The organism is Thermococcus kodakarensis KOD1 (assembly GCF_000009965.1).
Classification (GTDB): domain Archaea; phylum Methanobacteriota_B; class Thermococci; order Thermococcales; family Thermococcaceae; genus Thermococcus; species Thermococcus kodakarensis.
Window position 1 is genome coordinate 1,583,760 of sequence record NC_006624.1, and the last position, 14,259, is coordinate 1,598,018.

The 14,259-nt window shown below is 51.5% G+C and carries 13 protein-coding genes; 7 read left to right on the forward strand and 6 right to left on the reverse strand.

Annotation, left to right across the window (positions count from 1 at the left end):
- The first annotated feature begins 5 nt into the window (after positions 1–5).
- Complete coding sequence (gene glmM, locus TK_RS08895) at positions 6–1,358, forward strand: phosphoglucosamine mutase (protein ID WP_011250728.1); 1,353 nt, start codon at positions 6–8, stop codon at positions 1,356–1,358.
- A gap of 4 nt (positions 1,359–1,362) precedes the next feature.
- Here the strand turns inward: glmM and TK_RS08900 are convergent, their stop codons facing one another.
- A complete protein-coding gene (locus tag TK_RS08900; RefSeq protein ID WP_011250729.1) occupies positions 1,363–2,178 on the reverse strand; it encodes an MBL fold metallo-hydrolase in 816 nt (271 codons plus the stop codon).
- Between the two features lie 211 nt (positions 2,179–2,389).
- Between TK_RS08900 and TK_RS08905 the strand changes: the two genes are divergently transcribed.
- The 4 genes from TK_RS08905 (at position 2,390) to TK_RS08920 (ending at position 7,295) form a co-directional block, all read left to right on the forward strand.
- Entirely contained in the window at positions 2,390–4,264 is a 1,875-nt protein-coding gene (locus TK_RS08905; protein ID WP_011250730.1) for an OPT family oligopeptide transporter, read from the forward strand.
- 49 nt (positions 4,265–4,313) lie between these two features.
- Positions 4,314–4,679 (forward strand): PqqD family protein, encoded by a 366-nt coding sequence (locus tag TK_RS08910; protein ID WP_011250731.1) that lies wholly within the window; start codon positions 4,314–4,316, stop codon positions 4,677–4,679.
- Positions 4,663–5,931, forward strand: coding sequence for a M20 family metallo-hydrolase (locus TK_RS08915; protein WP_011250732.1), 1,269 nt, complete (start codon positions 4,663–4,665; stop codon positions 5,929–5,931). The genes TK_RS08910 and TK_RS08915 overlap by 17 nt, the downstream gene beginning before the upstream one ends.
- Positions 5,932–6,014: 83 nt before the next feature.
- On the forward strand, positions 6,015–7,295 hold the full coding sequence (locus TK_RS08920; protein WP_011250733.1) for a serpin family protein: 1,281 nt from the start codon (positions 6,015–6,017) through the stop codon (positions 7,293–7,295).
- A gap of 4 nt (positions 7,296–7,299) precedes the next feature.
- Here the strand turns inward: TK_RS08920 and TK_RS08925 are convergent, their stop codons facing one another.
- A complete protein-coding gene (locus tag TK_RS08925; RefSeq protein WP_011250734.1) occupies positions 7,300–8,292 on the reverse strand; it encodes a hypothetical protein in 993 nt (330 codons plus the stop codon).
- Positions 8,293–8,484: 192 nt separating this feature from the next.
- Between TK_RS08925 and TK_RS08930 the strand changes: the two genes are divergently transcribed.
- Positions 8,485–9,231 carry a methyltransferase domain-containing protein gene (locus tag TK_RS08930; RefSeq protein WP_011250735.1) on the forward strand — a complete coding sequence of 249 codons (747 nt, stop codon included), beginning with the start codon at positions 8,485–8,487 and terminating at the stop codon, positions 9,229–9,231.
- Between the two features lie 166 nt (positions 9,232–9,397).
- Here TK_RS08930 and TK_RS08935 read toward each other — a convergent pair whose 3' ends face one another.
- Positions 9,398–10,588 (reverse strand): class I SAM-dependent rRNA methyltransferase, encoded by a 1,191-nt coding sequence (locus tag TK_RS08935; protein ID WP_011250736.1) that lies wholly within the window; start codon positions 10,586–10,588, stop codon positions 9,398–9,400.
- A gap of 144 nt (positions 10,589–10,732) precedes the next feature.
- Here TK_RS08935 and TK_RS08940 point away from each other — a divergent pair, with 144 nt between their 5' ends.
- Complete coding sequence (locus TK_RS08940) at positions 10,733–11,041, forward strand: DUF5748 family protein (protein WP_011250737.1); 309 nt, start codon at positions 10,733–10,735, stop codon at positions 11,039–11,041.
- A 36-nt stretch (positions 11,042–11,077) separates the two neighbouring features.
- Here TK_RS08940 and TK_RS08945 read toward each other — a convergent pair whose 3' ends face one another.
- The 3 genes from TK_RS08945 to TK_RS08955 form a co-directional block, all read right to left on the reverse strand.
- Positions 11,078–12,202 (reverse strand): tripartite tricarboxylate transporter permease, encoded by a 1,125-nt coding sequence (locus tag TK_RS08945; protein ID WP_011250738.1) that lies wholly within the window; start codon positions 12,200–12,202, stop codon positions 11,078–11,080.
- Positions 12,181–13,311 carry a hypothetical protein gene (locus TK_RS08950; protein WP_232500575.1) on the reverse strand — a complete coding sequence of 377 codons (1,131 nt, stop codon included), beginning with the start codon at positions 13,309–13,311 and terminating at the stop codon, positions 12,181–12,183. The genes TK_RS08945 and TK_RS08950 overlap by 22 nt, the downstream gene beginning before the upstream one ends.
- 155 nt (positions 13,312–13,466) lie before the next feature.
- Complete coding sequence (locus TK_RS08955; RefSeq protein WP_011250740.1) at positions 13,467–14,216, reverse strand: ATPase domain-containing protein; 750 nt, start codon at positions 14,214–14,216, stop codon at positions 13,467–13,469.
- Positions 14,217–14,259: the final 43 nt, after the last annotated feature.

The window sequence follows — 14,259 nt, forward strand, 5'->3', positions numbered from 1 at the left end:
GTGGTATGAGGCTCTTTGGAACAGCGGGGATACGTGGAACCCTCTGGGAGAAAGTTACGCCAGAGCTCGCCATGAAGGTTGGAATGGCAGTCGGGACCTACAAGAGCGGGAAGGCCCTCGTCGGGAGGGACGGAAGGACTTCTAGTGTAATGCTGAAAAACGCCATGATCTCTGGTCTTCTGAGCACTGGGATGGAAGTCCTCGACGCGGACTTGATTCCCACTCCCGCACTAGCGTGGGGAACGAGGAAGCTCGCGGATGCTGGGGTTATGATAACGGCCAGCCACAACCCTCCCACGGACAACGGGGTAAAGGTCTTCAACGGCGATGGGACGGAGTTCTACGTCGAGCAGGAGAGGGGGCTTGAGGAGATAATCTTCTCCGGGAACTTCAGAAAGGCAAGGTGGGACGAGATAAAGCCCGTTAGGAATGTGGAGGTTATCCCTGACTACATAAACGCGGTTCTGGACTTTGTTGGCCATGAAACGAACCTTAAAGTCCTCTACGACGGTGCCAATGGCGCCGGAAGCCTCGTCGCCCCCTACCTCCTGCGAGAGATGGGGGCGAAGGTCCTCAGCGTCAACGCCCACGTGGATGGCCACTTCCCGGGCAGGAAGCCGGAGCCGAGATATGAGAACATAGCCTACCTCGGAAAGCTGGTGAGGGAGCTGGGCGTTGACCTCGCGATAGCCCAGGACGGGGACGCTGATAGAATAGCCGTCTTCGACGAGAAGGGGAACTACGTTGACGAGGACACCGTTATAGCGCTCTTCGCCAAGCTCTACGTTGAGGAGCACGGCGGCGGGACTGTAGTTGTGTCAATAGACACGGGCTCAAGGATAGACGCGGTAGTTGAAAGGGCAGGCGGAAGGGTCGTGAGGATTCCGCTCGGACAGCCCCACGACGGCATAAAGCGATATAAAGCCATCTTCGCCGCTGAGCCCTGGAAGCTCGTCCACCCGAAGTTCGGACCATGGATAGACCCGTTCGTAACGATGGGTCTCCTCATAAAGCTCATAGACGAGAACGGCCCGCTGAGCGAGCTCGTCAAGGAGATTCCAACCTACTACCTGAAAAAGGCTAACGTCCTCTGTCCCGACGAATACAAGGCCGAGGTCGTTAGAAGGGCCGCCGAAGAGGTCGAGAGAAAGCTCTCCAGCGAGATAAAGGAAGTGCTAACTATCTCGGGCTTCAGGATTGCCCTGAACGACGGCTCGTGGATACTGATAAGGCCGAGCGGAACCGAGCCCAAGATAAGGGTCGTGGCTGAGGCTCCAACCGAGAAGAGAAGGGACGAGCTGTTCGAGATGGCTTATTCAACAGTTTCTAGGATTGTAAAGGAAGCCGAAAAGAAATAAAGACTCAGACGAACCTCGCCGGCCTCAGGGTCCTTACCGCTATTTCCTTTTTGTTAACAGTTATCCTGAAGCCTTCCTTGGCGACGTACGTCTTTACGCCGGTTACGTTCTCGATGTACTTTGCCTCCTTGTAGGGGTTGGCGAAGTGCATCTTCATCCCGATGTGGCTCATCACGAGGACTTCCGGCTTTTTCTCCATGCTCTTGAGCATCTCAACGGCGTCGTCAGTGCTCAGGTGGTAAGGAATGCCCATGTCCCTAGGTCTCGTTATTGCCGCTATCAGAACCCTAGCCCCATCATGCCAGCGGACGAGGTCGTCGAAGTACGCCGTGTCTGGAATGTAGGAGATATCACCGAGGGACGTCCTCATCCTGAAGCCTATTGTTGTTGGGTCGGAGTGCTTGCTCGGGGTTATCAGTAACTCCTCGTCTCCGATTGAAATCTTGCTTCCCGGCTCTGGGATGTGCACGCTCTCAAGGACGTTTATGTGATACTGGCTTATCGCCGGCGTGTGTTCCTCGTCGCCATAGACAACGCTCTTCGATGCTATCAAAACACCCCTCTTCTTCAGCGCTCCGCCGGTCATTGCCTCGACCATGACCTCAAGGTCGTTGCAGTGGTCGACGTGCCTGTGGGAGACGAAGATTGCATCCAGCTTCCTGGGGTCGAGCTTGTAGCGCCAGCTCCTGACCAGTGCTCCTGGCCCTGGGTCAACGTAGATGTTCCTGCTGGCCGCTATGTGGAATCCTCCCGTGGAGCGGAACTGGGTTATGGTGATGAACCTCCCCCCTCCGCTCCCGAGGAACGTAATCTCTATCAAAGGGACACCTCCCAGTTCTTTTGCAGACGTAAGAGTATCGCCTAGGGGGTATATAAGACATTGCCTACAGTCACGTCCATCAGCCCGCAATGGGGGAACCCGCCACTGCAACACAAGTTCGACGTCAAACCAGAAAACATCTGACAATACAAAACGTTTTTATAAACCGGAGTACAAAGTGATATGCCATTTACTACAGGGGGTGCAACCCATGGAGTTCAAACCATATATTCCCCCAGAGAAATCCCTGCCTGAATATACCGTAAAGGCGTTTGTTCTGGGCGTCCTTCTATCGATAGTGATGGGTGCTGCCAACGCCTACCTCGGAATGTACGCAGGAATGACCGTCAGTGCAAGCATTCCCGCAGCGGTTATCTCAATGGCGATACTCTTGGCTTTCAAGGACAGGAACATCCTTGAGAACAACATGGTTCAGACGGCGGCCTCCGCAGGCGAATCGCTCGCTGCTGGAGTCATATTCACCTTCCCTGCCCTAGTAGTTCTCGAGTACTACACCACGTTCCCATACTACATCGTGACAATCATAGCAGCGCTCGGTGGCTCCCTCGGTGCACTCTTCACGGTCGTACTGAGAAGGGCTTTTATAGTCGAGGAGAAGCTCCCCTATCCAGAAGGTACCGCCTGTGCCGAAGTTCTTATAGCTGGCGATAAGGGTGGAAGCCACGCCAAACCGATATTCTACGGTGGAATCTTCGGCGGCATCTACAAGCTCCTGGGCCAGACGGGCCTGTGGAGCGGAACAGTTGAGACCGCCAAGATGATAGGTTCCCGCGTCTACTACTTCGGAAGCGACCTCTCCGCGGCCCTCGTTGCCGTCGGTTACATTGTTGGTCTCAACATAGCGTTCCTGGTATTCCTCGGTGGTGCAATAGCATGGTTCATAGCGATACCCCTCTATGCAGGCCAGATGGGCTCAACCGACATGAGTGCCCTCGACCTTGCCTGGACGATATGGAGTACCAAGATCCGCTACATGGGTGTCGGTGCGATGGTCGTCGGCGGCCTGTGGAGCCTCATCAAGCTCAGGGGGCCGATAACCAGGGGCATCAAGGCGGGTCTTGAGGCTGCAAAGAGAAGGCAGGCTGGAGAGGCAGTTCTTAGAACTGAAGAAGACCTTCCGCTCAACTACGTCCTTATCCTTATAGCAGCCTTTGCAATACCGCTGTTCCTGCTCTACTACCACATCATAGGCTCAATCGGAATTGCCGCAGTTATGGCCGTGATACTCCTTATCGTCGGCTTCCTTGGAAGCGCGATAGCTGGCTACCTCGCGGGTGTCGTCGGGTCATCAAACAATCCAGTTTCAGGAATCACCATAATGAGCCTTCTCTTCACGGCCCTTGTGCTAAAAGCCCTTGGCCTCTCCGGAACTGAGGGCATGGTGGCCACGATCCTCGTCGCGGCGGTTATCTGTACCGCAGCTGCCATAGCAGGCGACACGATGCAGGATCTCGCAACAGGTTACCTCGTTGGAGCGACGCCGAAGAGACAGCAGGTCTTTGAAATCATTGGAACGTTTGCCGCGGCCCTCGTTATGGCTCCCGTGCTCAACCTCCTCATAGAGGCCTACGGAATAGCCGGAACACCAACAGCCAAAGAAAACGCCCTCGCGGCACCCCAAGCCTTCCTCATGGCCAAGGTCACCGAGGGTGTCTTCACCGGAAACCTGGAGTGGAAGATGGTCTACATAGGTGCAGGCATTGCAATAGCCCTCATAATCGTTGATGAGATACTCGCAATGAAGAAGGCAAAGTTCAGGACTCCCGTCATGCCCGTTGCGGTCGGTATCTACCTGCCGCTCAGCCTTGGTGTCCCAATATTCATAGGCGGTCTGATAAGGCACTTCGCCAGCAAAGCCAAGGGCAACGGTGGAGAGGACATGACCGACGCTGGAGTCCTCGGTGCGGCAGGACTAATAGCCGGTGAGGCCCTAATGGGCATTATCTTCGCGGCCCTCATCGTTGCCAACGTAGCGCCGAGCGTCGGGTTCACCAGCAACGTCCTTGGAGTCCTCCTCCTAGCCGGAATTGTTATCTGGCTCTACATGATGGGCAAGAAGAAGTGATTTCTCTTTTCCACTTCTTTGATTTAATTTTGCACCCGGAGGAATAACCATGGAGGAGTACCTGAATTTAATTCCAGTAAGAAACGAGAAGATCAAGCTGAGGAAGATTGACGGAAAATATTACCTCCTCATCCCCATGGACTCGATGCTTGACTTTCTCGCGAGAAAACTCCATGGGGATTACCGAAGAATAGAACTCGACGAAGTGGGTGCGTACATATGGGAGCTCTGCGACGGGCGGAGAACGGTCAGGGAAATCGGAAAGGCCCTCAAGACCCGCTTTGGGGACGAAGTCGAACCCCTCTACGAGCGTCTCCTTGTTTTCCTGCTCAACCTCCACAAAAGGTATCTGATTACGTTTATTAAGCCCAATGAAGAAATCGAAAATGGTGATTACCATGAGCGAAGTTCTTGAAAAAGTCTCTCTGGAGATCGACAGGCTCCGGGATGAGATGGTAAACACCCTTATAGAACTCATCAAAATCCCGGCCATAAGCCCCGACTACGGTGGCGAGGGAGAGTACGACAAGGCCCAGAAGCTCCTCGAGATAATAAAGGACTGGCCCTTTGACAGGGTCGAGGTTTACGAGGCCCCCGATGAGAGGGCAAAGAACGGCGTTAGGCCGAGCATTCTAGCTTACTACTACGGAGAAGAGGGCGAAAAAAGCCCGCGCCTCTGGATTCTGACTCACCTCGACGTTGTCCCACCCGGAGACCTGAGCAAGTGGACGGTGACCGAGCCGTTCAAGCCCGTCGTCAAGGACGGAAAGGTCTACGGAAGAGGATCAGAGGACAACGGACAGAGCCTCGTCGCTTCCCTCTACGCGGTCAGAGCCATGATGAACCTTGGAATCAGGCCGAAGAGGACTGTAATCCTCGCCTTCGTCAGCGATGAAGAGACTGGAAGCCACTACGGCGTTGAGTGGCTGATAAAGAACCATCCAGAGCTTTTCAGAAAGGACGACCTAGTCTTAGTCCCGGACGGTGGAAACGAGGACGGAACATTCATTGAGGTAGCTGAGAAGAGTATCCTCTGGTTCAAGCTGAAGGTTAGGGGAAAGCAGGTTCACGCAAGTATGCCTGACAAAGGCCTTAACGCCCACCGCGTCGCCCTTGACTTAGCTTACCACCTCGACAAGCTCCTCCACGAGAAGTACAACAAAAAAGACGAGCTGTTTGAGCCTCCGGAGAGCACCTTTGAGCCAACGATGGTCCAGAATCCAGCCGATTCTCCAAACATAGCTCCAGGAGAACACGAGGTCGTCTTCGACTGCAGGGTTCTGCCGGATTACAGCCTCGATGACATTCTCAACGACGTTAAGGCCCTCGCCGACGAGGTTAAAGAAAGGCACAAGAGGGAGATAGAAGGCAAAGTTCTGCCCGAGATAGACGTTGAAATCCTCCAGAGGCTCGACGCTCCAGCTCCAACGGATCCGAACAGCGAGATAGTTGTTCTCCTGAAGGAAGCCATCAAAAAGCTCCGCGGAAAGGAGGCCAAGGTTGGAGGAATCGGCGGTGGAACCTTTGCGGCCTTCTTCAGGAAGCTTGGGGTTCCTGCGGTGGTCTGGGCTACGCTCGACGAGACCGCCCACCAGCCCAACGAGTACGCCAAAATAGACAACATGGTGGAAGACGCGAAAGTCATGGCAGCGCTGGCGCTTCTCTGATGTTCTTTTCCTTCAACTTTAACCGCGGTTGAAACAATCGAGATGTATTTATACTCCCAACCCATAGTAATCTTGGTGATCGCATGAGGCGTACAGTTCTGCTTGTTACAGTTCTTCTCGTTTTCATTGGGGGATGCCTCGGTCAGATGGAGAATCCCAGGCCCACAAATAACCCATCAACATCACATCCATCGGACTCTTACTCCACCTTACCCACAACAAAGTACGACGTCCTGAAAGAGGGGCAGGAAAAGCCTGTGGTTAACGCGATCAACTCCTTCACATTTGACCTATACAAAGAGCTGGCAGGGAACAATAACAACGTCTTCTTCTCGCCCTTCAGCATCGAGACGGCCCTTGCCATGGCATATGAGGGAGCAAGAGGAAAGACCGCAGAAGAAATGAAGAGGGTCCTACATCTTCCTGAAGACGATGATGCGAGGTGGACAGGTTTTAGGTATCTTCTACTTTCCCTGAAAAGTCCCGAAGGCTCGCCTTTCATCCTCAGGAGCGTCAATGCACTCTGGGTTCAGAGGGGATATTCCCTACGGGAGGAGTATCTGGGAATTGTGAAGGAGTTCTACCTCGGGGAGGCAAAGGAAGTAGACTTTCAGGGCAATCCCGCGGAAGCGGCGAGGGAAATAAATGAGTGGGTTGAGGAACAGACGAACGGCAGGATAAAGGACATCGTATCGGGCTTAAGTCCCCTGACAAGGCTCGTGATAACGAACGCGGTTTACTTTAAGGCAAACTGGTCGAGCAGATTCAGGGCAAGCGACACGAGAAACGAAACCTTCCACGCTCCCAACGGGACAGTTATCGTCCCTATGATGCACCAGACTGGAGAATTCCCTTATTTTGAAAACGACGATCTTCAGGCCCTCGAACTTCCCTACGAGGGTGAAAGGCTGGGCATGCTGATAATCCTGCCCAAAGAAGGGAAGTTCGAAAAGGTGGAAGGCAACCTGAGCGCTGGCTCCATAGAGAACATCCTGAAAAACATGCGCGAGGAAAAGGTGAAAGTTGCCCTCCCGAAGTTCAGGTTCGAGGCTTCGTACAAGCTCAGGGACGTTCTCATGGACATGGGAATGAAAAGAGCATTTCTGGTGCCGGATTTCTCTGGAATCTCCAACGGGGAAAACCTAGCGATAGAGGATGTCGTCCACAAGAGCTTCATCAGCGTGGCCGAAAACGGAACCGAGGCGGCCGCGGCGACGGCAGTTACGCTAACGATGAACGCCCCTATGCAGGAGAAAGAACCAAAAATCTTCAAGGCCGACCACCCGTTCATCTTCTTCATCTACGACAGAGAGACTGGAACAATACTCTTCATGGGGCGCATGATGAACCCAAAGGATGGATAGTCCACTACTTTCTTTTCCAAGCAAGCCACACGACGAGGACAAAGATAACGACCAGAGACCAAAACCAGCATAAATCGGACTGATCCATAGTTTTTAAATCCCCACAGGAGAATGTATTCCCATAAAATACAACTGGGGCTGCAAGGTTTGAATAGTGGAAACGCGGGGCAACTAGAACACGCGTCAGGTTACCATCATTAACGGTAGCAGTTGAATACTCAAGCTGAACTTTACCGGTTTCAAAAGCATGAAGAGTACCGTTGTAGAAAAATACGTAGATCTGTCTTTCGAGGAGGCTGAGGAGTCCAGCCTGATCGAGGACTTCACTTTTAATGGTCGAGCGCTTCCAAGTTGTCCCCGAGTTCCTGGTGTAATATGTAACGTTGTAGAGTTGTTTGAATCGAACGGACACCGCGCCCTCCCCCGGAATACAGTCCACGCACTTAACGTCAGCTCCAGTTATCTCTATGGTCACTGCGGGAAAGAACACCAAACTCCCGTTGAGGCGGTAGCCGGAGAGATAGTCAATCCAGCCCTCATCCCAGAGATACGGCAATATCTCAGAAAGGGATACTTTGTAGCTCTCATTTCCAAAATCGAAGCCGAGAAAGCCGTTTTCATGAAGCCCACTGACTAGTCTGCCCTTTGACTTAAAGCGTGCCAGGTTGTCTGAAACGTTCAAACTTAACCTGGGACACATAACGTACATTGGATTGTAGCACTCCGCCCCAAGAAAGTGCAGTCCGGAGGAGTTCAAATAATAGTACCAGTAAATTTCCGTGTCCGGGTGCACCAACACGTCGTTGTGAGCATCGATCTCCCCCGTTGAGATTAATATTATATTCGAGTTTGGGAGGGTTCCAATGGAAATGTGAATTCCCTCCGTTGGAAGAACTCCTTGAGTTATGACCTCAATGTCGGAGGATGCCGTAGGGGATGCAAAAACAAGGAGAGAAATAGACAAAGCTATTAATCTGAAAAGGGGAATTTTAGACATACCCTTTCACCTTTTCACCCCAATTTTCTGGCAAATCCAACATCTATCCAGGATGCATTCCCTTCTCAGTCCATCCCGCTTGACTATTACGCTTATCATCAGTACGTAATTGCTTGCATAATTTAAAACTTTTCTCAATAAATACAAGTGATAAACCACAAAGGTTGAAAACTCCCAATACTAACTTCCCCCATGCCCACTTGGAAGGACGGTAAGCTCGGACTGCCAGTTAAAGAGGCCCTCAAAGTCTTTCCCGAACTTGGGAAATATATCGACGAAAGTGGGAGACTCGACTTTTCAAACAGAGAAGCCAGAATACTCTACAACAGGGCAATTGCGAGGGCAATCTTCGGGCTGGATGTAGAGTATCATCCCAAAGGCCTCGTGACAACTCCAATCTCGCGCTACCTCTTCTTGAAGACTTTTCTTAGGGGAGGCGAAAAAGTCCTCGAAATAGGAACAGGACACACGGCTATGATGGCCCTCATGGCGGAAAGGCTTTTCAACTGCGACGTTACCGCGACTGAGCTTGACGAGGAATTCTTTGAATACGCAAAGAGAAACATAGAGAAGAACGGGGCAAATGTGAAGCCCATCAAGAGCAACGGCGGAATCATCAGAGGTGTCGTTCCCAAGGGAGAGAGGTTCGACGTCATCTTCTCTGCGCCACCCTACTATGAGGCCCCCACGAGAGGAGTATTAACGGAAAAAGAGGGTGTCGGTGGAGGAAGATACGGCGAGGCGTTTTCCGTAAGGCTCATCGAGGAGGCACTTGAATATCTCAACCCAGGGGGCAAAGTTGCCCTGTTCCTTCCAGACAAGGAGCCGCTGATAGAGGCTATCGCGGAAAAGGGAAAAGAGCTCGGCTACTCCGTTAGGGACGTTAAGTTCAAGGTCGGAACGAGATGGAGGCACAGCCTCCTGCTACATAAGTCCTAAGAAAGCCCATCATTTGGTCATTTGAATGACCAATATAGACGAATTTTGGTCAGCTAAATGACTATAATAAAGGGAAGGGACTCAGACCGTGGGCGTCTCAGCACTCACGCCGGTCTCAGAGGAGGTGCTTTCTCCTCATCGTCCCCAAAGCCATACATAGAGCCCCTCACTTCATGTCCTCAACGTAGAGGAAGAGAGCCTTTAAGTATTCGGTGTCCTTTGAAGCCATCAATATTGGGTGGTCTGGGGCCTGCGTCCTGTACGGTTCGAGCATCTTAAGGAACTTGCCTGCCTTTGCCGCAGCCGCTATGACCATGTCCTTGAAGGTCTGCAGGTCAACGTGCTGGGAGCAGGAGGCGGTAACCAGTATTCCGCCCTCCTTGACCAGCTGAAGTCCTGCATAGTTAACGTTGAAGTAGGCCCTGAGTCCGCGCTTTAGGTCTTTCTCGTGCTGGACGAAGGCAGGAGGATCGAGGATAACGATGTCGAACTTCTCACCCCTCTTTATCATCTCCTCCATGACAGGGAAGGCCGAGCCTACGATATACTTCATCTTATCCTCGACGCCGTTCAGCTTCGCGTTCTCCTTCACCATGTTGATAGCCCACGGTGATTTGTCAACTGCCACAACTTCATCAGCTCCCGCAACCGCTGCGTGGATGGCAAAGCCGCCCGTGTACGTGAAAACGTCTAAAACCCTCATGCCAGGCTTGACGTACTTCTCAAGGGCTATCCTGTTCTCCCTCTGGTCGAGGAAGAAACCCGTTTTCTGGCCGCGCATGTCGACTATGAACTTCGCCCTGCCCTCCTCTATTACCGTCCTGTACTTCTCCTTTCCGAGGAGGACGCGCTCTATTTCGGGGAGGCCCTCCCTTCTCCTGCTCCTGCCGGTGTTCTTCTCAAAGACGGTCTCGATTTCGGGCTCGGCCTCCATTATGGCCTCGGCAAGGTCGAGCTTAAACCTCTCCATTCCGACGCTTGAAATCTGGATCGAGGCTATTTCGTTGAAGCGGTCAACTATAAGACCAGGAAGGTAATCAGCCTCACCGTAGACCATGCGGTAGGCTTTGTCGTAGCCGAGGACATTCTTCCTGTACTCGTTGGCCTTCCTTATCCTCTCGCGGAACAGCTCCTTGTTTATCTCGGTGTCCTTATCCTTTGTGACGAGCCTGACCATAATGTTTGAGTTCGGGTTGGCAAAACCTTTCCCGAGGAACTTGCCGCCCCTCGTGTAAACCTCAACGATATCTCCAGGGTTTATCTCGCCCTCGGTTCTCACGACACCCTTCTTGAAGACTATCATCGCACCCTTTCCTATTGCCCTCGCTGCTTGAGCATCAACTATAACTCTCGCCATTCTCACCACCACCTGCGTTAAAAGGCAAGGGCTTTAAAAACTGTTGCTTTTCATTGCTGGATTTCTAAGCCCTTCAAAACCTTCCAACACGGCCGAGCGATAGGTATTTAACCATTGCCACCCTATAATCTCAAGGGTGATTCTATGCACTTCGAGGTAGTCAAGGAGTTTCTGGAGGACATCGGAGCCGACTGGATTGAGATTGAGGGGGAGATACACCTCGACCCCGAGGTCTTCTATGAGGTCTGGAAGTACGTCGGCCAGCCCGAGCTTAAGACGTACGTTATTGAAGACGAGGTCGTCGAGCCAGGTTCTTACGACCCTCCCGAGATGAAGTATACAGACGTTAAGAAGGTCAAGATTAAGAAAGTCTATTTCGAGACCCTTGACGGCAAGAAGATAGTTACCGACTACTCCGAATTCCAGAAACTCGTGAAGGAGAAGTCAGCCTGATTATCCTTTCACTTCTCTACTCTTTTTTCTTTGAATCTAACCCAAGAGCACTGGCACCATCAGAGCCCCCATGCAGTTGGTCCGCTTAACACCGAGCAGAACCGCCAGAATGCCAACGATGGAGGAGGCAGCGAGGGCTAGGATTCCCGAGGCTCCGTCAAAATACGCGGAGAGAATTATAAGAAACACAAGAACACCAAGGTTGAGGGCTCTGTACGGAATTTTAAAAACAATCGATGCCAGAATTTTTGAGATAACTTCACCGTAGAGCATTACCAAAATCCCAACGAAGAGTGAAGCGAGGATAAAGGTGTAAAGGGTCGAAAGACCCATTGGGGACATCCTCATCACGATACCGTTTCTGGCCCTCCCGGTTTCGAGAAAGTTAACCAGAGAAAAGAGGAAGTTTGCCGTGTTTGTGGAGTAGACAACCGCCAGAAAAGAGCGCTCGTCCTTTGAGAAAAACGACCCTATAAGCGCCGCCTGAGATGATGTGAACGCGGGAACCAAAGAAGCGATCATACCGAGAAGCGTTCCCATAAAAGAAAATAACACGAGAGATTTAGTGTCCATCTCCAGTTCAGCACTTCCGGGCGATACCTCGGACGTCTCGTAAAACAACGCAATGAGGATAACTGGAACTCCGAACAGACCCGTCAAAAGATGATAAAGCGGTTCGTTGAGGGAAATTCTGAGGATCATAAGTCCGACCAGTCCAGAAAGGATTACTATGGACGCCGCCCAGAGCTTTTTTGTGCCCTTTTCCGTTAGCACCAGCAGAATCATCAGGAGCAAAACGACCGCCTTGCCAATAGTGAAAGTGTACATGGGTGCTATCGCGAGATACAGTGGAACCAGAGGGGTGAAAAACAGCGTCCCCAGAAAGCTCGAATACAGCGCTATTCTTATGACTTCCATTCCCTTCCCAGCAAGGACGAGTCTGTGTGCAGGCAGAATGCTGAGGGCCGTTCCCTCATCCGGAATTCCAAGGAAAGTTGAGGGAAACGCGTCGAGGTATGTGTGGGTGAGTCCCATCGCAAACAGCGTGAGTGAAGGCAACAGTGCACCATTGAGCAGAACTGCTAGAGTGTTGACGTGGATTCCCGGCGTTAAACCAGTAAAAGTTCCAAAGAGCACTCCTAGCAGGAGATCCCTGAGCATAAATCCTCACCCGACTGAATTTCAAATGCTGGCTTTTCCCGGTAAGTCGTGAAAAAGCCGTAGGCAGTTACGTTCTCTCCAGAAGCCACAGATACCCCAAGGGACTTGGGGAGCTTGAGCAGAACCCAGCAGTTTCCGTCGGTAACGTTGGCCAGCCCAAAGCCGTTGCGATACCTCTTCACCCAGGTAACGGTTCCAGAAATCTTGGCGAAGTTCCCCGGCGAGTACTCACAGAGCTCATTTGGCAGCTTTTCTCTGGGATGAACAACCGAGCAGTTCAGACACAGGAGAGAAGACTTTCTCCTCAAAGCCCTGATGTGAACAACATCCCCCACTCTAGCTTTAAACCCGTAGAGTCTCAGGTCAGTGCAGTTGAGCTTTAGAGTGCTTCCCGAATCCAAAACGAGGCACTTCGCTTCAACGATATCGCCAATGGACGAATTCCAGAGAGGTTTAAGCTTCGAATACCCTAGAAGTGCTATATCCTTGGGTTCTGAAGGATAAAGGTAGATGTAATCTCTAACTTTGACAATACCAGCTACTCGAATCCTCTGGCCAGGAGAAACTTCCACGCCCCTTAACTTCAAAACTTTGAACTCCTCACTCTCGTTCCAGATTGATATGTATCGGCCAATAGACATGACCACACCCTCAACCACAAATGGAAACCCGTTCTTGGGAGATGCAGAAAATCCGCGCCTATGGACTTCAAGAGGATAGAACTTACTGCCATACCCTAGACCCCTCACTAAAACCAGCTCACCCTTGGATGCGTTGATTGGAGTTGCCAGATACACCCTATCAGGTGTCAAAAGGTAAGGACTTCCTTCTGTCCAGTACGCTCCCTCAATTGACTCCAGTGGAAAGTCGGGGAGTGAGGTTTCAAACGATGAAACGTCCATCCACAGGCCCCGGTTGGTCCTCCTTAAACGGCCGTGAACCGTGTAAACCCTCCCAACTTCCAGGGATTTACCAACGGCAACGGTTTGACTTCCGTTGTAGAGGATGGAGAAGCTGGGCGAAGAATATACACACAACCCGGTAAACGTATCCCCGCCGGGTGGAGAGAGCCGAATAAGCGCAAGAGAAACTATTGTTAATGATATCAACAAAACAATAACTAATTTAGACTTCATAACTCTTCAAAAAAGTAATCACTCGAAAGTTTAAAAAGTTTTTGAAAAAAGGGAGCACTAGCTAGAACAAAACACAGACTAACCGGCTAAAACGTTACGCGAAAGGGAAGCCGTTCACTAGAGACGGCTCAGTATATCTCACCGCTCGGGTACACAACGAGTCCGTCGCTCATTATTTCGAACGGGTACTTCTTCATTGAGTGCTTGGTCTCACGCATCTTCCTTATCAGGAGATACCTCTTCAGCTCAACCTCACGCTCTATGAAGTCAAGGAGAACAACACCCCTAGCAATGTACTCCTCAATTCCATACCTGCTGATTTTCCCCCTGGATGGTTCGGGGGCCTCAGTAGTCAGGATAGAAGTCACGCCCATCTCAAGAAGTATCGTGTTCAGCTGGAGCAGAACCTCCCTGATTTCTTCCTCTTTCTTTAACCTGAACGCGATGGATGGAATCGAATCTATTACAAGCCTTTTGGCATCTATGGCCTTAACAACGCGGTATATGTACCTGAGGAAGTCCTCGGTGTTAAGGTTGCCCTCAAGTACATACTGCTCCTCGGAGGGGAGGCCAACAACGGCGCTGACACCGTCTATGATTGCTATTTTACCCTCTTTTTCGTATTTCTCTATGTCCCATCCGAACGCGCGCATCTCCCTTCTGAGATCGACTGCACGCTCCTCAAGTGTCACAATGACACCAGGCTCGTCGTAGAGCTCAACACCCTTATAGACAAACTGGACTGCAAAGGTGGTCTTACCGCTACCCGTTGGACCAGTCACAAGAACAGTTGTACCCTTAGGGAACCCGCCGTTTACAAGCTCATCGAACCCAGGAATCCCGCTTTTTACTCTGGGAACAGTCCATTCACCGGTCATTCCAATCACCGCGATATTGCTATGATTACATTCTGATAAGTCC